Genomic DNA, 23,611 nt, shown 5'->3' on the forward strand with positions numbered 1-23,611 from the left:
GTAGCCGGCATTTTTGAATAGGATGCGAACGTAGTTCAGTGGTAGAACATCACCTTGCCAAGGTGGGGGTCGCGGGTTCGAATCCCGTCGTTCGCTTGAGGCGGCCGGGGTGGCGGAACTGGCAGACGCACAGGACTTAAAATCCTGCGATTGGTAACGATCGTACCGGTTCGATTCCGGTCCTCGGCATAGACTTGTAAGAGGCAGTAGAAGAAGATGAGCACCCTTAGCTCAACTGGATAGAGTACCTGACTACGAATCAGGCGGTTAGAGGTTCGACTCCTCTAGGGTGCATTAAGTAATAACTTAAGTTCGGGAAGTAGCTCAGCTTGGTAGAGTACTTGGTTTGGGACCAAGGTGTCGCAGGTTCGAATCCTGTCTTCCCGATAGATGGCGGTGTAGCTCAGCTGGCTAGAGCGTCCGGTTCATACCCGGGAGGTCGGGGGTTCGATCCCCTTCGCCGCTATAATGATCTTGTCGGACCTTTAGCTCAGCTGGTTAGAGCTCTCGGCTCATAACCGAGTGGTCGTAGGTTCAAGTCCTACAAGGTCCATAGTGTTATCTTGGAGGATTACCCAAGTCCGGCTGAAGGGAACGGTCTTGAAAACCGTCAGGCGTGTAAAAGCGTGCGTGGGTTCGAATCCCACATCCTCCTTAGGGATGAATAGTATTGACGCGGGATGGAGCAGCTAGGTAGCTCGTCGGGCTCATAACCCGAAGGTCGTAGGTTCAAATCCTGCTCCCGCAATAGTTGGCTCGGTAGCTCAGTTGGTAGAGCAATGGATTGAAGCTCCATGTGTCGGCGGTTCGATTCCGTCTCGCGCCATACATATCATAGTGGTGATGCGGGTGTAGTTTAGTGGTAAAACTACAGCCTTCCAAGCTGTTGTCGCGAGTTCGATTCTCGTCACCCGCTTTGAACGAAAGTTCATACCAAGTTTTTTGAACTTGGGCGCGTAGCTCAGGTGGTTAGAGCGCACGCCTGATAAGCGTGAGGTCGGTGGTTCGAGTCCACTCGTGCCCATTAAATATTGGAGAATTACTCAAGAGGCTGAAGAGGACGGTTTGCTAAATCGTTAGGTCGGGTAACCGGCGCGGGGGTTCGAATCCCCCATTCTCCGTATCAATAAGGAGTTTAGCATTTGCTATCTCCTTTTATTATACTTTCTCGTCCTGTTTAGTGAGGTTTTTCTGATGAATCGATTTAAAAAATCTAAGTTTCTGATTTCTTTTTTTGTATTAGTTGTTGCAATGACGATACTCATCTTATCTACCTCTTCTAGTTGGTTTGTATCAACTACTTCAAATATTATTTCATTGGTAGATAGACTTGTTGGCTCTCCTTTTGCTTTTGTAGCTGATAAAAAAGAAGAAATGTCAGATTTGATGTCTACTTATAGAGAGAATCAACAGCTCAAGAAAAATCTTTATAAGGTTGAGGAAAAGGCTGGGAAGGCAGATTCCTTAGAAGATGAAAATGAGCAGTTGCGAAAACTTCTGGAATTTAAAGAGACTGATAAAAATCAAGTTCAAATTGCCAGCGAAGTGATTGCCCGTACGCCAGCGTCTTGGAAAAATGAGTTGACCATTGACAAAGGGACGTCTGACAATGTGACAGATGCTATGTTGGTGGTCGCTAATGGTGGTCTGGTCGGAAGTGTTTCTGAAACCAGTAGTCAGTCTAGTTTAGTATCTCTACTGACTAACGAGGAAAACTCAACTAAAATTTCTGTTAGAATTCAAACTAAGTCTGGTCTAGTTTATGGGATTATTACGGGTTATGATGAAAAAAACTCTGCTTATATCATCAGTCAGTTAAATAGTGCTGAAGATATAAAAGAGGGAGATGAGGTGGCAACCAGTGGCTTGGGTGCTTATAATGCAGAAAATATTCCTGTCGGTAAGGTGCTTTCTGTATCTGAGGCTAAGGATCAGCTAAACAAAGTTGTCCTAGTTAAGCCGGCTGCTGATTTGTCGGATATCCGTGCTGTAATGTTGGTAGGGAACTAATATGAGAGATATTAAAGAACATCTTTTGACTCCTATTATTTTATTTTTTGTTTTATTGATCGACGGGCAGATTTCGACTTTTCTGGCTAATATTCTGCCTTTACAATGGCACTTGGTCAGTCATTTTATCTTTATTTTCATGCTTTTTGTTTCCATCAACCTCTCTAAAAACTACAATATTCTCTTATTTTGCGGTTTGGGGTTGATTTATGATGTTTACTATTTTCATACCATCGGTATTGCTCTTATTCTTTTTCCTCTTTTAAGTCTCTTGGTTTGTCAGTCTAGTTCAACTATGCTTTTAAATAAATTTACTCGCTTTTTATCTGTTTTGATTCTTGTATTTTTATTTGAATTAATCAGTTTTACTTTTGCAGTATTTTTGAATCTTTCTAGTTTGAATTTACAGGATTTTGTCCTTAGCAGTCTGGTACCGACTATCCTTCTCAATAGCCTGATATTCCTCATTTTTCAGCCTATTTTCGAAAAAATGTATTTATGATAAACAAGAAATAAAAATGTAATAAAGGCGTAACATATGATACAGCATTTTCTGGTATACTAGTTAATGTCTTATAAGAAGGAGTGTATTATTTTTATGAAGAAAAAACTACTCACATCAATTTTATTGAGTACAGTTATCCTTTCACAAGGAGCTGCACTTGTGAGCGTTAAAGCGGAGACAACTGATGAAAAGATTGCTGCACAAGACAGCAAGATTAATAGTTTGACAGAGCAACAACAATCAGCTCAGGCACAAGTTAACGAGATTCAAGGCCAAGTATCTGCTATTCAAAAGCAACAAGAAGAGCTTAAAGCAGAAAATGAAAAATTGTCTGCTGAATCTGCAAAACTTTCTGCAGAGATTGACGAACTGTCTAAAAATATTGTTGCTCGTAATGAGTCACTTGCAAATCAAGCACGCAGTACTCAAACAAATGGAACTGCTACTAGCTACATCAATACAGTTGTAAATTCTAGCTCTATCACAGAAGCTATTTCTCGTGTAGCAGCTATGAGCGAAATTGTTTCAGCAAATAATAAAATGCTGGAACAACAAAAGAAAGATAAAGAAGTAATTGCTGAAAAGCAAGTTGCGAATAATGAAGCTATCAATACTGTAATTGCTAACCAAGAGAAGTTAGCTGATGATGAGCAAGCTTTGGCAACAAAACAAGCTGAACTGAAAGCAGCTCAGGCAAGTCTTGCAGCTGAAAAAGCGACTGCTGAAAACGAAAAGAATTCTCTTCTTGAAGAAAAAGCAGCAGCTGAAAAAGCAGCAGCTGAAGCGGCAGCTCGTGAAGCAGCTTATAAAGCAGAGCAAGAATCAAAACGTCAAGCAATTGAAGCTTCAGGAAATACTACCCTGCAAGCTCAGGTTCAAGCAGTTGTTAATTCAGCTCCAGCAGCTGAAGCAGCGGCTCCAGCAGCACCTGCAGTAACTCAATCTGTTGCCCGTGCGAATAGACCAGTTTATAGCTCGTCTGCATCTTCTTATCCAGTAGGTCAATGTACTTGGGGTGCTAAGACATTAGCTCCTTGGGCTGGCGATTACTGGGGTAATGGCGGACAATGGTCTGCAAGTGCAGCAGCAGCAGGCTTCCGTGTTGGTTCACAGCCAGAAGTTGGAGCGATCGCATGTTGGACTGACGGTGGATATGGACACGTTGCAGTAGTAACAGCTGTTCAATCTACTACAAGCATCCAAGTATCAGAAGCAAACTACCTTGGACAACAATCAATTGGTAACTACCGTGGATGGTTTAATCCAACAACTGCACAAGGTACAGTTTCATATATCTATCCGAACTAATCAGTAAAAAGCGCCTCTGGCGTTTTTTATTTTTAATTGAAAAATCAATTGAAAAAAGTTACAATGGTAGTTGGGAAAAGTTGTAATTGGACAATGAAAGACGATTTAGAATCTGGAGGGAATCATGTCTTTTTCTGATTTAAAACTCTTTGCTCTTTCTTCTAATCAAGAATTAGCGCAGCGTGTTGCTCAAGAGATTGGATTGCCACTTGGGAAATCAACTGTTCGTCAGTTCTCTGATGGAGAGATTCAAGTGAATATTGAAGAATCTATTCGTGGGAAACACGTCTTTATTTTGCAGTCTACCAGTTCGCCAGTCAATGATAATTTGATGGAAATCTTGATTATGGTAGATGCTTTGAAACGAGCTAGTGCTGAATCCATCAACGTTGTCATGCCTTACTATGGCTATGCTCGGCAGGATCGCAAGGCTAGAGCTCGTGAGCCAATTACATCTAAATTAGTTGCTAATATGTTGGAAATTGCTGGTGTGGATCGGATGCTGACTATTGACTTGCACGCAGCGCAAATCCAGGGCTTCTTTGATATTCCAGTGGATCACTTGATGGGTGCACCTTTGATTGCTGATTACTTTGAGCGCCGTAATATGACAGGAGGAGACTATGTGGTAGTCAGTCCTGACCATGGTGGTGTGAGTCGGGCTCGTAAGTTAGCAGAGTTTCTGAAAACCCCGATTGCGATTATTGATAAGCGTCGCAGTGTGGACAAGATGAATAGCAGTGAAGTTATGAACATCATTGGTAAGGTGGAAGGAAAAACTTGTATCTTAATTGATGATATGATTGATACAGCGGGAACTATCTGCCATGCAGCTGATGCTCTCGCTGAAGCAGGGGCTGTAGAAGTCTATGCTAGCTGCACTCATCCAGTTTTGTCTGGTCCTGCTATGGATAATATTCAAAAATCGGCGATTAAAAAATTGGTTGTGCTGGATACGATTTATCTGCCTCAAGAGCGCTTAATTGATAAGATTGAGCAGATTTCAATTGCGCATCTTTTAGGGGAAGCCATTGTCCGTATTCATGAAAAACGGCCGCTGTCACCCTTATTTGAAATAGGGAAAAAATAATCTGATATATATGGCTGGGAAGTTTGATTCCTAGTCTCTTTTTATTTCATTCCTACTTTTTTTAAAAAAATCTAATATCAACTTTGGAAGGCGGCTCAAACTACTTGATGTTTCAAATATAAATAAATGACCATTTAAATAGTTGGTAAATTGACAATTTGTCTCATCCCTTGGTATTATTTGGTTTTAAAAATTTTTATGTAGTAAAATTCTTGACTTTTTTTAGAGTTCGAACTATACTTAATAGTAGGTAATATTAGGTAACGGGGAGTTACAATTATTTTTGAAAAGTAACGAGGAGATGAGATAATGAAAAAGGTTTTGCTTTCAAGTGCTGTGGCCCTTTCACTTTTCGCGGCTGCTGCACCAGTATTTGCTGAGGGTACAGCCAGTCTTTGGGTTAATGACATTGATAATAATGAAGTTCCCCAAGGCAGTACGGACTCAGAATCTAATAAAGTTATGGATGAATTGCAGGCCTATAGAGATGCACAATCAGCTTTGGATCAGCAAGTTGCTGAAGCTAAGAAAGCTCCGGTTGGCAAAAGTGCTGTGATGGAGGATCAAGCTGGTAACAAAGTTCTTGTTATTGGTGAGGGAGAGTCGGCTAATGCGGATCAGCCTTCAGTGGCACCATCTACTACAGATCCATCAATACCGGCTTATTCAGCAGCACCTTACTCCACAGCCTCTTCATCAGTTCCGACTTTTCCAGCACCGTCTCAATCTTCGGCGGCATCCTCTTCAACAGCAGGTAAAAAGAAGGCTAAAAAATCAGAAAATAAAGCAAAAAAAGCTCCGGAAGCAAAAGAAGAGAACAAGGAAAATGAGGAAAATTCTGAAGAAAAGTCACTTCCTAAGACAAGTGCAGTTAAATAATTCTGTCTTTAATTTGTGCTAACGCCTAAATATCACTGAGCCTTTGTTCGGTGATATTTTTTGTAAAAAATGAAAAATAAAGGATTTTTAGATTATGCAAGAAAAAGATAGGAGTCAAACTTCAAATAAGAAACAACTCCTTGTTGTTGGCATCTGCCTCCTGCTGATTGTTCTGGTTATTTTTTCTGTTTTTTATGCTTTCCGTTCATCAGCATCAGGCAGTAAGCTTCGAGTTTCGCATCCTAGCAGGATTGAGACGTCAAGCTCATCTGCATCTTCAAGTCAGACAGAAAAGGATTATTTAGCAGAGCGTTTTGCTAAACTGAAGGCTGTGAATTCAGAAACTATAGGTTATGTCTATGCTCCTGGTACACAGTTGGATGAGCCAGTGGTGCAAACGAAAGATAATGAGACTTATCTGCTGAAGACATTTGAAGGAAAGCAAGAGCCTTATATGGGAGCGGTCTTTATGGATAAGGACAATCATAGAGATTTCAGTGATCGTCTGACTTGGCTTTTCGGGCATGCTCGGGGCAGCAAGGCAGGAGATCATCGCATGTTTAATGATGTCAACTACTATGATCGTCAGGATTATTTTGACAAACATAGATATGTCGTGATTGAGACTCCTGAGCGTAAGTATTATTATCAAGCTATGGGACTGGTTATCGTGCCGGAAGAGACTGCTTTTTATCGGACGGAGTTTAAGGACGACGAGGACTTTACAACTCAGCTTAGAAATATCTATGAAGCTGCTCGGACAAAGGATCCCAAGATAAAGATTAAGGCGAGTGACCGTTATGTGGTTCTTTCAACCTGCCGTGAAGAAGACGACACGATTCGTTCTAACCTTTATTTGCGGCAGATTCCTGATTCGGAATTGGAAGATTTTCTGACCAAGCATGGCAAGGAATTGACCTATACTCCGACTCGTTGATTAGCCGACCACGTGAGATGGAGCTATATCCACTATCTTTCAGAGAAGAATTTTAAGGCAAGGAAAAAAGGGACTGAGTGCAAGCTTAGTCCTTTTTCTGCATAAGAAATCATGTAATAGCTTTTGCTATGCTTCTGCATTTATAGTATAATAGTTCTATTGAGCGGCTGGAGGTATGTATGGATTTAAGTAAGAAATTTAATAAAAACTTAGAAAAAATAGAAATTTCGCTGATTCGTCAGTTTGACCAATCAATTTCTGCTATTCCGGGAGTTCTTCGGCTAACCTTAGGGGAGCCGGACTTTACAACACCGGATCATATCAAAGAAGCAGCCAAGGCGGCGATTGATGCTAATCAAAGTCACTACACTGGTATGAGCGGTCTCTTGGAGCTGCGTCAGGCGGCTAGCAGCTTTGTGAAAGAAAAGTACAATCTGCACTATCGCCCGGAAGATGAGGTTTTGGTCACAATTGGGGCGACAGAGGCCTTGTCAGCTACGCTGACAGCTATTTTAGAAGAAGGAGACAAGGTCTTGCTGCCAGCTCCTGCTTATCCAGGCTATGAGCCTATTGTCAATCTAGTGGGGGCAGAGATTGTCGAGATTGACACAACGGCCAATAACTTTGTCCTCACTCCAGAGATGCTGGAAGCAGCTATTTTGGAGCAGGGCGAGCAGTTAAAAGCGGTCATTCTTAATTATCCAGCCAATCCGACCGGCGTGACTTATTCGCGGGAGCAGATAAAAGCTCTGGCGGATGTCCTAGGAAAATACCAAGTCTTTGTGGTCTGCGATGAGGTCTATTCTGAGCTGACCTATACGGAGCAGGGGCATGTCTCCATCGCGGAGTATCTGCCAGACCAAACTATAGTCATCAACGGCCTGTCTAAGTCTCATGCCATGACTGGCTGGCGGTTGGGCTTTATCTTTGCTCCAGCAGTTTTCACTGCTCAGCTGATTAAGAGCCATCAGTATCTCGTAACAGCGGCCAATACCATGGCTCAGTTTGCTGGTATTGAAGCCCTGACAGTTGGGAAAGATGATGCGGAGCCAATGAAGGCTGAATATATCCAGCGTCGCGATTATATCATAGAGAAAATGGCTGAGCTAGGCTTTAAGATTATCAAACCAGACGGGGCTTTTTATATTTTTGCTAAGATACCAGATGGTTATAATCAAGATTCATTTGCTTTTCTGCAGGATTTTGCAGAGAGGAAGGCTGTGGCCTTTATCCCGGGAGCAGCTTTTGGTCAATACGGGGAAGGCTATATCCGTCTGTCCTATGCGGCTAGTATGGAGACGATTCGAGAAGCTCTGAAGCGCCTCAAGGACTACATGGAGGACTATGCTTAAATCTCTAACAAGTCAAGGTCTGGTTCTCTATAACCGCAATTTCCGTGAGGATGATAAGCTGGTCAAGATCTTTACGGAACAGGCTGGCAAGCGTATGTTTTTCGTCAAGCATGCTGGGAAATCTAAGCTAGCACCCGTCATTCAGCCTTTGACTGCGGCGAACTTACTGATGAAAATCAATGATGATGGTCTTAGCTATATCGAGGACTATCAAGATGTGGTCACCTACCATCGCATCAATGAGGATTTATTCATCATGGCCTATGCCAGTTATGTGGCAGCCTTGGCAGATGCCAGTCTTCAGGACAATCAGCCGGATCCGGCGCTCTTTGCTTTTCTGCAGAAAACCCTGGAGCTGATGAATAATGGTCTGGACTATGAGGTGCTGACCAATATCTTTGAGATTCAGATTTTATCACGTTTTGGAGTTTCGCTGAACTTCCATGACTGTGCCTTTTGTCATCGGACAGGTTTGCCTTTTGACTTCTCTTTCAAATATAGCGGAGTCCTTTGCCCTGATCATTACCATCAGGATGAACGGCGCTGTCATCTGAATCCTAATCTTCCTTTTCTGCTGGATCAGTTTCAGGCAGTCCGCTTTAGCGAATTGGAGACCATTTCTTTGAAGCCAGATATTAAAAAGCAGCTGCGGAATTTTATCGATCTGCTCTATGATGAATATGTCGGCATCCATCTCAAATCCAAAAAATTTATAGATTCTCTGGGGGACTGGGGAAGCATTTTAGAAGATAAGAACGAGGAATAAATCGAATGAAAAAAATAGCTGTTGATGCTATGGGAGGGGACAATGCCCCTCAGGCTCTAGTCGAAGGAGTCAATCAAGCAGTACAGGAGTTTTCGGATATTGAAATTCTCCTTTATGGCGATGAGGCGAAAATTAAGCCTTATCTGACTGCTGGTGAGCGGGTCCGCATCATCCACACGGAGGAGAAGATTGACTCGGACGACGAGCCGACCAAGGCCATCCGTCAGAAGAAAGAGGCTAGTATGGTGCTGGCAGCCAAGGCTGTGAAGGCAGGGGAGGCAGATGCTATGCTATCTGCTGGAAATACTGGAGCGCTTTTAGCGGCAGGTTTCTTTATCGTGGGGCGTATCAAGAACATTGACCGACCGGGTCTCCTATCTACTATGCCAACGGTTGGAGGTCAGGGATTTGATATGCTGGATTTGGGAGCTAATGCTGAAAACACAGCCCATCATTTACACCAGTATGCGACTTTGGGTTCTTTCTATGCTGAAAATGTCCGAGGAATCAAGAAGCCGCGGGTTGGTCTTTTGAATAACGGAACGGAAAGCAGCAAGGGCGATCCTCTGCGCAAGGAAGCCTATGAGCTTTTAGCTGGGGATTCGACACTTAACTTTATCGGCAATGTAGAAGCGCGTGATTTGATGGAGGATGTGGCAGATGTTGTCGTTGCAGATGGCTTTACTGGTAATGCCGTTCTGAAATCAATCGAAGGAACTGCTATCAGTATCATGGGTCAGCTGAAGAAGTCTATTTTAGGCGGTGGTTTCAAGGCTAAATTGGGAGCTTGGCTGCTCAAGGACAGTCTGAGAGGGCTCAAGAACAGTCTGGACTATTCTAGTGCAGGCGGCGCAGTTCTATTCGGCTTGAAAGCGCCTGTTGTCAAAACGCATGGCTCTAGCGATGCTAAGGCTGTTTATAGCACGATTCGTCAGATTCGGACCATGCTGGAAACAGATGTTGTTGGTAAATCGGTCGTTGAATTTTCAGATGTAAAGGAGTAAACATGAGCGAAAAAGAAATTTATGCAAAAATTGTCGAAATCATTCAAGAACATGACAGCAGGAAGCTGCATATCACTCCAGAACTGAGCTTGAAAGAGGAGCTGGGAGTGGACTCTGTTGATTTGATGGAATTTATCATCAATCTGGAAGAAGCTTTTGATATTGAGATTCCTGATGAGGATATGGATAACTTCAAAACAATTTCCGATGTGGTGTCTTATATCCATGAGAAACTGAAGAAGCAACATTAAAAATCAAAGATCGGTATCTTCCGGTCTTTTTTCGTATCTTGGAAAGGAAACGATTTCTTTAACTGGATACAGAAAGTTTATACGGAATTTCTTGTAAAATGTATTCAAAGATGATAAAATGAGGGTATAAAACCACGAAAGGCGAATATTAAAATGTCTAATAAGTTGTTATATTCGGGAAAAGCCAAGGATATTTTCTCTACAGATGATGAGCAAGTCATTCTGGCGCGCTACAAGGACCAGGCAACGGCCTTTAATGGAGTCAAGAAGGAGCAGATTGCTGGTAAAGGAGTGCTCAACAACCAGATTTCATCTTTTATTTTTGAGAAACTCAATGCAGCTGGTGTGGCGACGCATTTTATTGAGAAGGTTTCGGATACGGACCAGCTCAACAAAAAAGTAGAGATTATTCCTTTGGAAGTGGTGCTGCGCAACTATACAGCAGGTTCTTTTTCCAAACGTTTTGGAGTAGAAGAGGGCATCGCGCTTGAAACTCCGATTGTGGAATTTTACTACAAAAATGATGATTTGGATGATCCTTTCATCAATGACGAACATGTGAAATTCTTGAAGATTGCCAGCGATCAAGAAATTGCCTTTTTGAAAGAGGAGACTCGTCGGATCAATGAGCTCTTGTCAGACTGGTTCCGCCAAATCGGACTGAAATTGATTGATTTCAAGTTAGAGTTCGGCTTTGACAAAGATGGCAAGATTATTCTGGCGGACGAATTTTCACCAGACAATTGCCGCCTCTGGGATGCGGAAGGCCATCACATGGACAAGGATGTTTTCCGGCGTGGCCTTGGTGAACTGACAGATGTCTATCAGGTTGTTTGGGAAAAATTGCAGGCGATTAAGTAAGGACAGGGTGTGAAAAATCATGGACAAGCGTATTTTTGTAGAGAAGAAGAGCAACTTCGGTGTGAAGTCACAGAGCTTGGTGAGAGAACTGACGCATAATCTCCAGTTGAAAACATTGTCAGATCTTCGGATGATTCAAGTTTATGATGTCTTTCATCTGGCAGAAGACTTGGTTTCTCGTGCTGAAAAGCATATTTTCTCTGAGCAAGTGACTGATAGATTGCTGGCGGAAGAGGAAGTAGAGGCTGCATTTGCAGAGACAGCGTTTTTTGCCATCGAAGCGCTGCCGGGTCAGTTTGACCAGCGGGCAGCCAGCTCTCAGGAGGCCCTCTTTTTGCTCGGCGCTGGGACAGATGTTCTGGTGAGGACTTCTCAGCTTTATTTGATCAATAAAGACATCTCAGACAGCGAGTTGAAAGCAATCAAGAAATACTTGCTGAATCCAGTTGATTCACGCTTTAAAGATATTGAGCAGCCGATCCAGCTGGAGCAATTCTCCGAGTCGGATAAGACCATTCCGGTTCTGGACTTCTTTAAGGACTATACGGAAGTGGACTTTAAAGCCTACAAGCAGGAGCATGGTCTGGCTATGGAAGTAGCAGATTTGCTCTTTATTCAGGACTATTTCAAGTCGATTGGCCGTTTCCCGACAGAGACCGAGCTCAAGGTTTTAGATACTTACTGGTCCGACCACTGTCGACATACGACCTTTGAGACGGAGTTGAAGAAGATTGATTTTTCGGCTTCTAAGTTTGAAAAGCAACTGCAGGCCACTTATGATAAATACTTGGCTATGCGCGATGAGCTGGGGCGTGGGGATAAACCACAGACTCTCATGGATATGGCGACTATTTTTGGTCGCTATGAGCGAGCTAATGGGCGTCTAGATGATATGGAAGTGTCTGACGAAATCAATGCCTGCTCAGTAGAGATTGAAGTGGATGTGGATGGTGTCAAGGAGCCTTGGCTGCTGATGTTCAAAAATGAAACCCATAACCACCCAACAGAAATTGAACCTTTTGGTGGGGCTGCGACCTGTATCGGAGGAGCCATTCGTGATCCGCTTTCTGGTCGTTCTTATGTTTATCAGGCTATGCGGATTTCAGGTGCGGGCGATATTACTCAGCCGATTGCTGAAACGCGGGCTGGCAAGCTCCCTCAGCAGGTCATTTCAAAAACTGCAGCGCACGGCTATTCTTCTTACGGGAATCAAATTGGTCTAGCAACGACCTATGTCCGTGAGTATTTCCATCCAGGCTTTGTAGCCAAGCGGATGGAGCTAGGTGCAGTTGTTGGTGCGGCTCCTAAGGAAAATGTTGTCCGTGAAAAGCCAGTAGCAGGTGATGTGGTCATCTTGCTGGGAGGTAAGACGGGCCGTGATGGCGTCGGCGGTGCAACAGGATCGTCCAAGGTACAGACAGCTGCGTCTGTGGAGACGGCTGGTGCGGAAGTCCAAAAAGGAAATGCTATAGAGGAGCGCAAGATTCAGCGCCTCTTCCGCGATGGCAATGTAACTCGCCTGATTAAGAAATCCAATGACTTTGGGGCTGGTGGGGTCTGCGTAGCTATTGGTGAATTGGCGGACGGACTGGAAATTGACCTTGACAAGGTACCACTCAAATACCAAGGACTTAACGGTACAGAAATCGCGATTTCTGAATCGCAGGAGCGGATGGCAGTGGTGGTCCGCCCAGAAGATGTGCAACAATTTATCGCCGCGGCAGCTAAGGAAAATCTGCTGGCAGTCGTTGTGGCTAAAGTGACAGAAAAGCCAAATCTGGTCATGCACTGGAACGGGGAAACCATCGTCGATATTGAGCGGAGTTTTCTGGATACCAATGGTGTGCGTGTGGTTGTGGATGCCAAGGTTGTGGATGCCCAAGCAGCATTGCCGGGGCAGACTGTGACTTCTGAAGCGACTTTGGAGCAGGATCTCAAAAGCTTGCTCAGCGACCTCAATCATACCAGTCAAAAGGGGCTGCAGACAATCTTTGACAGCTCTGTCGGCCGCTCTACTGTCAATCATCCAATTGGCGGGCGCTACCAAATCACGCCGACTGAGGCTTCTGTGCAGAAATTGCCAGTTGAGCATGGCAAGACAGAGACAGTATCTGTGATGGCGCAGGGCTACAATCCTTATGTGGCAGCTTGGTCACCTTATCATGGCGCAGCTTATGCAGTGATTGAAGCGACAGCTCGCTTGGTTGCTGTTGGTTCGGACTGGTCCAAGGCTCGCTTCTCTTATCAGGAATACTTCGAGCGGATGGACAAGCAGGCTGAGCGTTTTGGACAGCCAGTTTCTGCTCTGCTTGGTTCGATTGAAGCCCAGATTCAGCTAGGTTTGCCGTCTATTGGTGGCAAGGATTCCATGAGCGGAACTTTTGAAGAATTGACCGTACCGCCGACCTTGGTTGCTTTTGGAGTGACTACTTCAACTGCTGGGCGTATCCTGTCTCCAGAGTTTAAGGCGGCAGGAGAGTCTATCTACTATCTGCCAGGACAGGTCCTGTCTCAGGATATTGACTTTGACTTAATCAAGAATAACTTTGAAAATTTTGTGGCCATTCAGTCCAAGTATCAGATTACAGCAGCAGCCGCTGTCAAATACGGTGGTCTGGCAGAGAGTCTGGCCTTGATGAGCTTTGGTAATCGTATCGGTGCCCAAGTGGATGTTGCTGACTTGCCTTCCGTTTTGCAAGCGCAGCTGGGCGGATTTATCTTTACCAGTCCGAAGCAGGATATTCCAAGTGCAGTGAAGATCGGTCAGACCAAGCCAGACTTTACACTAATTGTCAATGGTGTCCAGCTTGAGGGAGCAGAGCTTTTGGCAAGCTTTGAAGGCCGACTAGAGCCTATTTACCCGACAGAATTTAAACAGGAAACAGTTATTGAAGAAGTGCCGGCTCTTGTCGCTGATACGGTTATCAAAGCCAAAGAGACAGTGGTGGAGCCGCTGGTTTACATTCCAGTCTTCCCTGGAACCAACTCAGAATACGATTCAGCCAAAGCCTTTGAAGCAGCTGGAGCCAAGGTCAACCTAGTTCCATTCGTTACTTTGGATGAAGCAGCCATTGTCAAGTCCGTTGACACCATGGTTGACAACATTGACAAGTCCAATATCATCTTCTTTGCAGGTGGCTTCTCTGCTGCAGATGAGCCAGATGGGTCAGCTAAGTTTATCGTCAACATCCTTCTCAATGAGAAGGTCAAGAAAGCCATTGATACTTTCATTGCTCGCGGCGGTCTCATCATTGGTATCTGTAATGGCTTCCAAGCTCTGGTTAAATCTGGTCTTCTTCCTTACGGAAACTTTGAAGAAGCAGGTGCCAGCAGTCCAACTCTCTTTTACAATGATGCCAACCAGCACGTGGCCAAGATGGTGGAGACTCGCATTGCCAATACCAACTCGCCTTGGCTGGCTGGTGTGCAAGTGGGAGATATCCATGCCATTCCGGTTTCACATGGTGAAGGGAAATTTGTCGTGACGGCTGAGGAGTTTGCTGAGCTGCGCGATAATGGTCAGATTTGGAGTCAGTACGTAGACTTTGACGGTCAGCCGAGCATGGACAGTAAGTATAATCCAAACGGCTCGCTTTACGCTATCGAAGGAATTACGAGCAAGAACGGACAAATCATTGGCAAGATGGGCCACTCAGAACGTTATGAAGACGGCCTTTTCCAAAATATTCCAGGTCAGAAAGACCAGAAATTGTTTGAAAGCGCCGTTCGTTATTTCCAAGCGAGTCACGAATAAAGTTGGCTTGCAAGAGCAAGCAATTAAAAAAGGAGTCTGCTTGGCCTGAAAGGCCAGGTTTTCTCCCTTTTACAAGACAAAAGAATTTAGGTAAAACAATGACATACGAAGTAAAGTCACTGAATGAAGAGTGCGGTATTTTTGGAATCTGGGGCCATCCACAGGCGGCTCAGGTCACCTATTTCGGACTTCATAGTCTGCAGCACCGAGGTCAGGAAGGAGCAGGCATCCTGTCAAACGACCATGGAAAGCTCAAACGCCACCGCGATTTGGGATTGGTTGCAGAGGTCTTTAAAAACCCAGCAGACTTGGATAATCTGACAGGAGAAGCAGCCATCGGCCATGTCCGTTATGCAACGTCTGGTGGGGCCTCCATCAACAATGTCCAGCCTTTCTTCTTCAGTTTCTATGATATGCAGATGGGCTTGGCGCATAATGGGAATCTGACCAATGCCCACTCACTGAGACGGGAGTTGGAAAAGAAGGGTTCCATCTTTGCCAGCTCGTCTGATACGGAAATTCTCATACACTTGATTCGCCATAGCGAGCAGGAAAATTTCTTAGACAAGCTCAAGGAATCCTTGAGACGAGTTCAGGGGGGCTTTGCCTATCTCATCATGAGAGAGGACAAGCTCTACGCTGCGCTGGATCCTAATGGCTTTCGTCCTTTGTCCATCGGCCGTATGAAAAATGGGGCCTGGGTCGTTTCCAGTGAAACCTGTGCTTTTGAAGTGGTGGGTGCCGAATGGGTGCGTGACCTTGAGCCAGGGGAAATCGTGATTATCGATGATGAAGGTGTGACCTACGACAGCTATACGACAGATACCCAGCTGGCTATTTGCTCAATGGAATATGTCTATTTCGCTCGACCGGACAGCGTCATTCACGGGGTCAATGTCCATGCAGCCCGCAAACGGATGGGCCGCAGACTAGCTCAGGAATTCCAACATGAGGCAGATATCGTTGTCGGCGTGCCTAATTCTTCCCTGTCAGCGGCCTCTGGCTTTTCCGAAGAGTCTGGTCTGCCAAATGAAATGGGCCTGATTAAAAATCAATACATCCAACGGACTTTTATCCAGCCAACGCAGGAGTTGCGAGAGCAAGGAGTTCGGATGAAATTATCTGCTGTTTCCAGCATTGTCAAGGGTAAGCGCGTGGTCATGGTGGATGACTCTATCGTGCGGGGAACAACCAGCCGACGCATCGTCCAGCTCTTACGAGATGCAGGTGCAGCTGAAGTCCATGTAGCTATCGGCAGCCCAGAGCTTAAATATCCATGTTTCTACGGCATTGATATTCAGAATCGGCGCGAGCTCATCTCGGCCAACCATACGGTTGATGAGGTCTGTGAGATTATAGGAGCTGACAGCTTGACTTACCTGTCGCTGGAAGGTCTCATTGAATCAGTTGGTATTGAGACGGAAGCTCCGAATGGCGGACTTTGTGTGGCTTACTTTGACGGTCAGTACCCAACTCCGCTCTATGACTATGAAGAGCGCTATCTGGAAAGCCTGAAGGAAAAGACAAGTTTTTATTAAAACGAGGTCAGCGGTAGTTGTCGCAATCTTTTTCAAAAATAAGAGTAAGGAAGAAAATTATGACAAATAAAAATGCATACGCTCAATCCGGTGTGGATGTTGAAGCAGGTTATGAAGTTGTTGAGCGAATCAAAAAGCATGTGGCACGTACAGAGCGAGCTGGCGTCATGGGGGCGCTGGGTGGCTTTGGCGGCATGTTCGACCTGTCTCAGACTGGGGTCAAGGAGCCAGTACTGATTTCTGGTACGGATGGGGTCGGAACCAAGCTCATGCTGGCCATTCAGTATGACAAGCACGATACCATTGGGCAGGACTGTGTAGCTATGTGTGTCAATGACATCATCGCTGCAGGAGCTGAGCCCCTTTATTTCCTGGACTATATTGCCACTGGGAAAAATGAACCAGCAAAGCTGGAGCAAGTTGTTGCCGGTGTGGCTGAAGGCTGTGTTCAGTCTGGAGCTGCCTTGATTGGCGGGGAAACCGCTGAAATGCCAGGTATGTACGGTGAAGATGATTATGACCTAGCTGGTTTTGCTGTCGGGGTTGCTGAAAAGTCAGAGATTATTGATGGCTCTAACGTCGCAGAGGGCGATGTCCTTTTGGGATTGGCTTCCAGTGGCATCCACTCAAATGGTTATTCTCTCGTTCGTCGTGTTTTTGCGGACTATACTGGTGAGGAAGAACTGCCAGAATTGGAAGGTAAGAAACTCAAGGAAGTGCTGCTTGAGCCGACTCGTATCTATGTCAAGGCTTTGCTGCCGCTGATTAAGGAAAAGCTGGTTCATGGGATTGCCCATATTACTGGTGGCGGTTTTATCGAAAATGTGCCTCGCATGTTTGCCGATGACTTGGCTGCTGAGATTGAAGAAGATAAGATTCCAGTCTTGCCGATTTTTAAGGCCCTAGAAAAATATGGTCACATCAAGCACCAAGAAATGTTTGAAATCTTCAATATGGGGCTAGGGATGATTTTGGCCGTAGCTCCTGAAAATGTGGATCTTGTCAAAGAACTTCTTGACGAGCCTGTTTATGAAGTCGGCCGGATTGTCAAAAAAGAAAATGAAAGTGTCCTTATCAAATGAAAAAAATTGCCGTTTTTGCTTCGGGCAATGGATCAAATTTCCAAGTGATTGCTGAGCAGTTTCCAGTTGAATTTGTCTTTTCAGACCATCGAGATGCCTATGTGCTCGAGCGGGCGGATAAGCTAGGTGTCAAAAGCTATGCCTTTGAGCTTAGAGAGTTTGACAGTAAGGTGGCTTACGAGCAAGCCATTGTAGACCTACTAGAAGCGCAGCAGATTGACTTGGTTTGCCTAGCAGGCTATATGAAAATTGTAGGGCCAACCTTGCTTGGTGCTTATGAAGGACGTATCATCAATATCCACCCAGCCTATTTACCCGAGTTTCCAGGAGCTCATGGCATTGAGGATGCTTGGCAGGCTGGCGTCTCTGAGAGCGGTGTGACCGTTCACTGGGTGGACTCGGGTGTGGACACAGGCAAAATTATTCAGCAAGTGCGCGTGCCGCGACTAGCCGATGATACGATTGAAAGTTTTGAAGAACGCATCCATGCCGCCGAGTATCAGCTCTATCCTCATGTGCTTGAGAGTTTAGGGGTGGGGAGAAGGTAGGAAGTAAATCAAGTTTTGATTGTACAATATTGCTAGGAGAAAAAATAATTGAGCTGAAATTAGTAGATGAGAGCAGTTTTCAGGCAGTGCTGGATTTGAAAATATCTGATGCTGATGAACGAGCACGTTTCGTAGCTCCAAATGTGCGCTCTTTAGCTGACGCATGGCTCTACCGGAAAAATGAAGATGTGTTTCCGATGGCAATCTATTGGGATAAGCAAGTGGTTGGCTTTCTCCTGCTGGAAATAGACAAGGATGAAGCGGAATACTTTGTCTGGAGGATAATGATTGGTCAGCAGTACCAAGGAAGAGGCTATGGTCGAAAAGCCTTGGAAGTTCTGATCAAAAAGGCTCCGATGGATAGAGCTTGCAGTCATATTATCGCAGATTATGTGGTTGGAAATGAAAAAATGAAGCACCTGCTGACTAGTCTGGGTTTTCAGGAAACAGGATTTATAGAAGAAAATAACGAAGTTGCTATGCGCTTGGATCTAAAGAAAGAGGAATAGAATGACAAAAAAAGCCTTGATCAGTGTCTCAGACAAGACAGGCATTGTAGAATTTGCGAAAGAGCTGAAAGCTCTGGGCTGGGATATCATCTCAACTGGCGGTACCAAGGTGGTCCTAGACAATGAAGGAGTGGGCACCATTGCTATAGATGATGTGACTGGTTTTCCAGAGATGATGGATGGCCGTGTCAAGACCCTCCACCCAAACATTCACGGCGGCCTCTTGGCTCGTCGGGACTTGGATAGCCACCTGCAAGCGGCCAAGGACAATCAGATTGAGCTCATTGACCTGGTCGTGGTCAACCTCTATCCTTTTAAAGAAACCATTCTCAAGCCAGGTGTAGAGTATGCGGACGCGGTGGAAAATATTGACATCGGTGGCCCCTCTATGCTGCGCTCTGCGGCTAAAAATCATGCCAGCGTGACGGTTGTTGTAGATCCGGCTGATTATGCCCTTGTTCTGGAAGAGTTGGCAGCAAATGGTCAAACGACCTATGAAACGCGTCAACGTTTGGCAGCCAAGGTTTTCCGTCATACAGCAGCTTATGATGCTTTGATTGCGGACTATTTCACGGATCAGGTGGGCGAAAGCAAGCCTGAAAAGCTGACCTTGACCTATGAGCTCAAGCAGCCTATGCGCTACGGGGAAAATCCCCAGCAGGATGCTGATTTCTATCAGACTGCTTTGCCACTGGACTATTCCATCGCTTCCGCCAAGCAGCTGAATGGGAAAGAGTTGTCTTTCAATAACATCCGCGATGTTGACGCGGCCATTCGGATTATTCGAGATTTTAAGAATCGGCCAACTGTTGTGGTGCTAAAACATATGAATCCATGTGGTATAGGCCAGGCGGATGATATCGAGACAGCTTGGGACTATGCCTATGAGTCTGATCCAGTTTCTATTTTTGGTGGGATTGTCGTCCTCAACCGTGAGGTGGATGCTGCGACAGCTGAGAAGATGCACGGTATTTTCCTAGAAATCATCATCGCACCGAGCTACACGGCAGAAGCGCTAGCTATTTTGACCAATAAAAAGAAAAATCTGCGGATTTTGGAGTTGGCTTTTGATGCGCAGGCAGCTTCTGGAGCAGAGAAGGAAGTGACCGGTGTTCTGGGTGGTCTCCTCGTGCAAAACCAAGATGTTATCGAGGAAAATCCAGCTGATTGGCAGGTCGTAACTAAGCGCCAGCCGAGTGAGCAGGAGCGAGTGGCTTTGGAATTTGCTTGGAAGTCCGTCAAATATGTCAAATCCAACGGTATCATCATTACCAATGACCGTCAGGTGCTGGGAGTCGGTCCTGGTCAGACCAACCGCGTGGCTTCTGTCAAGATTGCTATTGAGCAAGCCAAAGATCGCCTTGACGGTGCCGCTCTGGCTTCTGACGCCTTCTTCCCTTTTGCGGACAATATCGAAGAGATTGCAGCCGCTGGTATCAAAGCTATCATCCAGCCTGGTGGTTCCGTCCGTGATGAGGAGTCTATTATTGCGGCTGACAAGCATGGCTTGACCATGATATTCACTGGCGTACGGCATTTTAGGCATTAAGAAATAGAAAAAATCCTCGGCTCGACCGAGGATTTTTTAGTAGACTTATACTCAATAAAATTCATGAATAAACTAAGCAGTAGCAGTCTGCTCAAAGCACTGGTTTGAAGTGATTTTGAGGAATGCGAAAGCGACTTATTTAGGGTAGATATAGGTCAGACGGCCCCAGTAGGAAGCAGTTGGGTCAAACCAGCCACGGAAGTTGCTGATGTACTGCTTGCCGAGATAGTTAGACTCTTGGATCTGGATGCGGGTATTGGATTCGACATGCGTGACGACACCAACATGGCCGTAGCCGCCGTCATCCCAGCAGGCGATGGCGCCAACCTCAGGCGTACTGCCGGTACGGAATCCAGCTCTTCTGGCACTAGCTGCCCATTGACCGCCGTTGCCCCAGTAATTTCCTGCCCAAGGAGCTAGAGCCTTGGCTCCCCAAGTACATTGACCGACAGGATAAGTTGTCGCATTAGCAGCGGCATAGTTTGGCTGAATATTAGCTGATTGAACGCTTGATTTCTCAACCTGATAGCTAGTTCCAGTCAGGCCAGTCAGTTGTCCTGCTTTTCTACGATAGACATGGGTGTTAAATAGACCGCTCCCCTTGTGATTCTGAGTATCTACGGTGAATTTGTAGGTTCCATTGCCGACCTTATTGGCGGTATACCATTTGATATCATCTTGCCCATTGACTTCTGACCAAGTTGGCAGAATAATATCGCCATCTCCGTAGGCGTCTGTCACTGTCACCTCGTAGCGATTAGCATCGGATTTCTTGACTGCAACCTTGGCTTGAATTTGGTCGGTAGACATTGAGACGGCATCTGCTGCGTAACTACGCTCACTGCCGTCCTTATAGGTGACATACACATGGTTGTTATAGGTTCCAGACAAAGCCTGGTGATTACGGATATCAAAGGTTGCGCTGAAGGAGCCATCTCCGTTAGGAGTGGCTGTATACCATTTAAGATTGCTCTGATTGCTAGTGCTCCAAATTGGCACCCGAACAGATTGAATCGGTTTAGATAAGCTAGTTTCGGTAGTTTTCACGGTGTAGGTCCCTTGTTTGGGGTTGATATTTTCCACCGTAAAAAGAGGTTTCTGTTCCTTGTCCGAAGGTAGTTTCCCACTGTCAACTTCAACTGTCGTTCCTGTTATACCAGTTGATTCCGGTTGAACATAGCTTTGGCCGTAAAGGTGGATATTGTAAGTCCCAGTGTCGTAGTTATGCTTTCTGAGTTCCACCCGAGCGCTGTAGCTACCATCCGGATTTTTGCTTGCTTCGTACCATTGTAGATCATCTTGCCCTTTCTTATCAGACCAAGTAGGAAGAACTACTTTATACATAGTGTCTGGCACATTTTTTATAGTAATTTCCATGATACCAGTTTGAGGGAAGCTGGTTTCGATTATCGGTTTGGGATTTTCAAGATGGAACGTAGTGCCGGATTGGAAAATCATTTTTCCGTTTACATTTTCGTAAGTGTCAACGAAGTATCGTCCATAACCACGATGTTTGGAAAGATTAAATTCAGTTGATTCTTCTCCTGCGTCATACCACTGAAGGTCGTCGCTGCCTTTTTCCTCTGACCAGACGGCATGGACAATCTTTGAGTGAGCTTGGTCTTTGTTGCGGGAAAAACTAATGCGCCCTGTACCTCCTGAGATGGATGCATTCGTTTTACTAGCTGGTTTATCTATATGAAAGGTAGTGGCATTTAGAGCTACCAAGCGCTCTCCTATCCGTATGTAGGTATGAACATGAAACGTACCATATCCTGGATGGTTGCTTAAGTCAATGTCAGTGATGGGTGTTTGTGGTGTATCATACCATTTCAAATCATCTTGTCCGTTATCTTCAGACCAAACAGCATGAGCAATAAGATAAGGTTCTTGAGCTTGAGAACGGGTATAACTAATAGAGGCTGTACGATCGTTCACAGTCACATCGACATTGCTGGCACGATCAGTAGGGCCTAGAATTTTGACTTCAGATTCAGGCGTTTCGGTCGCATGAACTGTTGAGTGACTTGCAAAGAGACCTAGGACAGCTCCAGATAATAAAAACAGTTTTTGATATTTCTTCATAAAACTCCTTTGTGAGAATGGTTTTGGATGGGCCCACCTGTATTATTCGGAAAACTTGTTTGAAAATGATAGTAAATTTGACAAGTCTTGATTGTTTTTTTCTACAATGGGTACAATCCACTCAAAAAGGAGAAGGCTGAAGACAACAATAATTACGGCGATCATGTATAAGAGATATTCTTTTTCTCATTAGAATGGAATAAAACGAACGATTATGTTATAATTTAGATAAATAATTCGTAAAAATAGAATGATTTTTACGTGATGTGTTAGCTTGGTGCGTAAGCGCCTGTGATATTGGATATTGAGGTATCTTGGCTATGAAGCTTTTAGTTGTTGGTTCAGGCGGTCGTGAGCATGCGATTGCCAAGAAGTTGTTGGAGTCTAAGGATGTGGAGCAGGTGTTTGTCGCTCCTGGAAATGATGGCATGACCTTGGATGGGTTGGATTTAGTAAACATTGGAATTTCCGAACATTCCAAACTAATTGAATTCGCCAAGGAGAATGATGTTGCTTGGTCCTTTATCGGTCCGGATGATGCCTTGGCAGCTGGAATTGTAGATGATTTTAACCAAGCTGGGCTCAAGGCTTTCGGCCCACCTCGTTTAGCAGCGGAGCTGGAGTGGTCCAAGGATTTTGCCAAGGAAATCATGGTCAAATACGGTGTTCCGACAGCAGCTTATGGCACATTTTCCGACTTTGAGGAAGCCAAATCCTACATCGAAAAGCAGGGAGCGCCTATCGTGGTCAAGGCAGACGGCTTGGCTCTGGGCAAGGGCGTGGTCGTAGCGGAGACCGTAGAGCAGGCAGTCGAAGCAGCTCACGATATGCTCTTGGACAATAAGTTCGGCGACAGCGGTGCACGTGTGGTTATCGAGGAGTTTCTGGACGGCGAGGAGTTCTCCCTCTTTGCCTTTGTCAATGGAGAAAAATTTTACATCCTGCCGACAGCACAAGACCACAAACGGGCCTACGATGGGGACAAGGGTCCTAATACAGGCGGTATGGGAGCCTATGCGCCAGTTCCTCACCTGCCAAAAAGTGTGGTGGTTCAGTCGGTTGAGACGATTATCAAGCCGGTTCTCAAAGGCATGATAGCTGAGGGGCGTCCTTATCTTGGCGTGCTCTACGCTGGGCTGATTTTAACAGCCGATGGCCCCAAGGTTATCGAGTTCAACTCGCGCTTTGGCGATCCAGAGACTCAGATTATCCTGCCCCGTCTGACGTCTGATTTTGCGCAGAATATCACGGACATCTTGGACAAGAAAGAGCCTACTATCACTTGGATGGATGAGGGCGTGACACTTGGAGTGGTTGTCGCCTCAGAGGGCTACCCGCTGGACTATGAGAAAGGCCTGCCTCTGCCAGAGAAGACAGACGGCGACATTATCACCTACTATGCTGGGGCTAAGTTTGCGGAAAATAGCAGAGAACTGCTGTCAAATGGTGGCCGAGTGTACATGCTGGTCACCACAGCAGATACCGTCTCAGCCGCGCAGGAAAAAATCTACGACCAACTAAAAAAACAAGACACCACAGGCTTCTTCTACCGAACAGACATCGGAAGCAAGGCGGTTAAATAA

The 23,611-nt window shown here is 45.3% G+C and carries 19 protein-coding genes and 12 tRNA genes; 30 read left to right on the forward strand and 1 reads right to left on the reverse strand.

The window, feature by feature from the left end; genetic code table 11:
- The first annotated feature begins 24 nt into the window (after positions 1-24).
- From K4I03_RS10075 to purH, 29 genes are all read left to right on the forward strand, one after another.
- Positions 25-96, forward strand: a tRNA-Gly gene (locus K4I03_RS10075).
- 7 nt (positions 97-103) lie between these two features.
- Positions 104-189, forward strand: a tRNA-Leu gene (locus tag K4I03_RS10080).
- Between the two features lie 31 nt (positions 190-220).
- A tRNA-Arg gene (locus K4I03_RS10085) sits at positions 221-294 on the forward strand.
- Between the two features lie 19 nt (positions 295-313).
- Positions 314-387, forward strand: a tRNA-Pro gene (locus K4I03_RS10090).
- Between the two features lie 5 nt (positions 388-392).
- Positions 393-466, forward strand: a tRNA-Met gene (locus K4I03_RS10095).
- 13 nt (positions 467-479) lie between these two features.
- A tRNA-Ile gene (locus K4I03_RS10100) sits at positions 480-553 on the forward strand.
- A gap of 12 nt (positions 554-565) precedes the next feature.
- Positions 566-655 (forward strand) — tRNA-Ser (locus K4I03_RS10105).
- Between the two features lie 19 nt (positions 656-674).
- Positions 675-748, forward strand: a tRNA-Met gene (locus K4I03_RS10110).
- A gap of 5 nt (positions 749-753) precedes the next feature.
- A tRNA-Phe gene (locus K4I03_RS10115) sits at positions 754-826 on the forward strand.
- Positions 827-845: 19 nt separating this feature from the next.
- Positions 846-916: transfer RNA gene (locus tag K4I03_RS10120), tRNA-Gly, on the forward strand.
- Between the two features lie 34 nt (positions 917-950).
- Positions 951-1,024 (forward strand) — tRNA-Ile (locus K4I03_RS10125).
- Between the two features lie 9 nt (positions 1,025-1,033).
- Positions 1,034-1,121, forward strand: a tRNA-Ser gene (locus tag K4I03_RS10130).
- A gap of 73 nt (positions 1,122-1,194) precedes the next feature.
- Positions 1,195-2,010, forward strand: coding sequence for a rod shape-determining protein MreC (mreC, locus tag K4I03_RS10135; protein WP_227965139.1), 816 nt, complete (start codon positions 1,195-1,197; stop codon positions 2,008-2,010).
- Between the two features lies 1 nt (position 2,011).
- Positions 2,012-2,512, forward strand: coding sequence for a rod shape-determining protein MreD (gene mreD / locus K4I03_RS10140; protein ID WP_227965141.1), 501 nt, complete (start codon positions 2,012-2,014; stop codon positions 2,510-2,512).
- Between the two features lie 96 nt (positions 2,513-2,608).
- Positions 2,609-3,823: a peptidoglycan hydrolase PcsB gene (gene pcsB, locus K4I03_RS10145; RefSeq protein WP_009660204.1), complete on the forward strand. Its 1,215-nt coding sequence runs from the start codon at positions 2,609-2,611 to the stop codon at positions 3,821-3,823.
- Between the two features lie 124 nt (positions 3,824-3,947).
- A complete protein-coding gene (locus tag K4I03_RS10150) occupies positions 3,948-4,913 on the forward strand; it encodes a ribose-phosphate diphosphokinase (RefSeq protein ID WP_002894321.1) in 966 nt (321 codons plus the stop codon).
- 309 nt (positions 4,914-5,222) lie between these two features.
- A complete protein-coding gene (locus K4I03_RS10155; RefSeq protein ID WP_227965143.1) occupies positions 5,223-5,792 on the forward strand; it encodes an LPKTxAVK-anchored surface protein in 570 nt (189 codons plus the stop codon).
- Between the two features lie 94 nt (positions 5,793-5,886).
- A complete protein-coding gene (gene srtB / locus K4I03_RS10160; RefSeq protein WP_227965144.1) occupies positions 5,887-6,729 on the forward strand; it encodes a class B sortase, LPKTxAVK-specific in 843 nt (280 codons plus the stop codon).
- Between the two features lie 179 nt (positions 6,730-6,908).
- The gene (locus tag K4I03_RS10165) at positions 6,909-8,081 is read left to right on the forward strand and encodes a pyridoxal phosphate-dependent aminotransferase (RefSeq protein WP_125337531.1); all 1,173 of its coding nucleotides are present in this window, start codon (positions 6,909-6,911) and stop codon (positions 8,079-8,081) included.
- Positions 8,074-8,847, forward strand: a complete 774-nt coding sequence (gene recO / locus K4I03_RS10170) for a DNA repair protein RecO (protein ID WP_227965146.1) — start codon at positions 8,074-8,076, stop codon at positions 8,845-8,847. Before K4I03_RS10165 ends, recO begins: the two co-directional genes overlap by 8 nt.
- Before the next feature lie 5 nt (positions 8,848-8,852).
- Positions 8,853-9,851: a phosphate acyltransferase PlsX gene (plsX, locus tag K4I03_RS10175; protein WP_002931731.1), complete on the forward strand. Its 999-nt coding sequence runs from the start codon at positions 8,853-8,855 to the stop codon at positions 9,849-9,851.
- Between the two features lie 2 nt (positions 9,852-9,853).
- A complete protein-coding gene (locus K4I03_RS10180; protein ID WP_227965148.1) occupies positions 9,854-10,102 on the forward strand; it encodes an acyl carrier protein in 249 nt (82 codons plus the stop codon).
- A gap of 153 nt (positions 10,103-10,255) precedes the next feature.
- Positions 10,256-10,963 carry a phosphoribosylaminoimidazolesuccinocarboxamide synthase gene (purC, locus tag K4I03_RS10185; protein ID WP_002905710.1) on the forward strand — a complete coding sequence of 236 codons (708 nt, stop codon included), beginning with the start codon at positions 10,256-10,258 and terminating at the stop codon, positions 10,961-10,963.
- A gap of 19 nt (positions 10,964-10,982) precedes the next feature.
- A complete protein-coding gene (locus K4I03_RS10190) occupies positions 10,983-14,717 on the forward strand; it encodes a phosphoribosylformylglycinamidine synthase (RefSeq protein WP_227965150.1) in 3,735 nt (1,244 codons plus the stop codon).
- Positions 14,718-14,815: 98 nt separating this feature from the next.
- Entirely contained in the window at positions 14,816-16,255 is a 1,440-nt protein-coding gene (gene purF / locus K4I03_RS10195; RefSeq protein WP_032913337.1) for an amidophosphoribosyltransferase, read from the forward strand.
- A 59-nt stretch (positions 16,256-16,314) separates the two neighbouring features.
- Positions 16,315-17,337, forward strand: a complete 1,023-nt coding sequence (gene purM / locus K4I03_RS10200) for a phosphoribosylformylglycinamidine cyclo-ligase (RefSeq protein ID WP_227965153.1) — start codon at positions 16,315-16,317, stop codon at positions 17,335-17,337.
- Positions 17,334-17,885 (forward strand): phosphoribosylglycinamide formyltransferase, encoded by a 552-nt coding sequence (gene purN / locus K4I03_RS10205; RefSeq protein ID WP_227965155.1) that lies wholly within the window; start codon positions 17,334-17,336, stop codon positions 17,883-17,885. Before purM ends, purN begins: the two co-directional genes overlap by 4 nt.
- A 44-nt stretch (positions 17,886-17,929) precedes the next feature.
- On the forward strand, positions 17,930-18,394 hold the full coding sequence (locus K4I03_RS10210; protein ID WP_227965569.1) for a GNAT family N-acetyltransferase: 465 nt from the start codon (positions 17,930-17,932) through the stop codon (positions 18,392-18,394).
- 1 nt (position 18,395) lies between these two features.
- Positions 18,396-19,943, forward strand: coding sequence for a bifunctional phosphoribosylaminoimidazolecarboxamide formyltransferase/IMP cyclohydrolase (gene purH / locus K4I03_RS10215; RefSeq protein WP_227965157.1), 1,548 nt, complete (start codon positions 18,396-18,398; stop codon positions 19,941-19,943).
- A gap of 135 nt (positions 19,944-20,078) precedes the next feature.
- Here the strand turns inward: purH and lytF are convergent, their stop codons facing one another.
- Complete coding sequence (lytF, locus tag K4I03_RS10220; RefSeq protein ID WP_227965159.1) at positions 20,079-22,028, reverse strand: murein hydrolase LytF; 1,950 nt, start codon at positions 22,026-22,028, stop codon at positions 20,079-20,081.
- A gap of 320 nt (positions 22,029-22,348) precedes the next feature.
- Here lytF and purD point away from each other — a divergent pair, with 320 nt between their 5' ends.
- Positions 22,349-23,611, forward strand: coding sequence for a phosphoribosylamine--glycine ligase (gene purD / locus K4I03_RS10225; RefSeq protein ID WP_227965161.1), 1,263 nt, complete (start codon positions 22,349-22,351; stop codon positions 23,609-23,611).

Source organism: Streptococcus sanguinis, from assembly GCF_020729725.1.
Taxonomy (GTDB): domain Bacteria; phylum Bacillota; class Bacilli; order Lactobacillales; family Streptococcaceae; genus Streptococcus; species Streptococcus sanguinis_V.

Bases quoted from the DNA above. Each gene is read 5' to 3' on its own strand.
- pcsB (WP_009660204.1), top strand. From the start codon at position 2,609: ATGAAGAAAAAACTACTCACATCAATTTTATTGAGTACAGTTATCCTT.
- K4I03_RS10155 (WP_227965143.1), top strand. From the start codon at position 5,223: ATGAAAAAGGTTTTGCTTTCAAGTGCTGTGGCCCTTTCACTTTTCGCG.
- purF (WP_032913337.1), top strand. From the start codon at position 14,816: ATGACATACGAAGTAAAGTCACTGAATGAAGAGTGCGGTATTTTTGGA.
- K4I03_RS10150 (WP_002894321.1), top strand. From the start codon at position 3,948: ATGTCTTTTTCTGATTTAAAACTCTTTGCTCTTTCTTCTAATCAAGAA.
- lytF (WP_227965159.1), bottom strand. From the start codon at position 22,028: ATGAAGAAATATCAAAAACTGTTTTTATTATCTGGAGCTGTCCTAGGT.
- purD (WP_227965161.1), top strand. From the start codon at position 22,349: ATGAAGCTTTTAGTTGTTGGTTCAGGCGGTCGTGAGCATGCGATTGCC.
- mreC (WP_227965139.1), top strand. From the start codon at position 1,195: ATGAATCGATTTAAAAAATCTAAGTTTCTGATTTCTTTTTTTGTATTA.
- K4I03_RS10190 (WP_227965150.1), top strand. From the start codon at position 10,983: ATGGACAAGCGTATTTTTGTAGAGAAGAAGAGCAACTTCGGTGTGAAG.
- K4I03_RS10165 (WP_125337531.1), top strand. From the start codon at position 6,909: ATGGATTTAAGTAAGAAATTTAATAAAAACTTAGAAAAAATAGAAATT.
- purN (WP_227965155.1), top strand. From the start codon at position 17,334: ATGAAAAAAATTGCCGTTTTTGCTTCGGGCAATGGATCAAATTTCCAA.
- srtB (WP_227965144.1), top strand. From the start codon at position 5,887: ATGCAAGAAAAAGATAGGAGTCAAACTTCAAATAAGAAACAACTCCTT.
- purM (WP_227965153.1), top strand. From the start codon at position 16,315: ATGACAAATAAAAATGCATACGCTCAATCCGGTGTGGATGTTGAAGCA.
- mreD (WP_227965141.1), top strand. From the start codon at position 2,012: ATGAGAGATATTAAAGAACATCTTTTGACTCCTATTATTTTATTTTTT.
- recO (WP_227965146.1), top strand. From the start codon at position 8,074: ATGCTTAAATCTCTAACAAGTCAAGGTCTGGTTCTCTATAACCGCAAT.
- K4I03_RS10180 (WP_227965148.1), top strand. From the start codon at position 9,854: ATGAGCGAAAAAGAAATTTATGCAAAAATTGTCGAAATCATTCAAGAA.
- purH (WP_227965157.1), top strand. From the start codon at position 18,396: ATGACAAAAAAAGCCTTGATCAGTGTCTCAGACAAGACAGGCATTGTA.
- purC (WP_002905710.1), top strand. From the start codon at position 10,256: ATGTCTAATAAGTTGTTATATTCGGGAAAAGCCAAGGATATTTTCTCT.
- plsX (WP_002931731.1), top strand. From the start codon at position 8,853: ATGAAAAAAATAGCTGTTGATGCTATGGGAGGGGACAATGCCCCTCAG.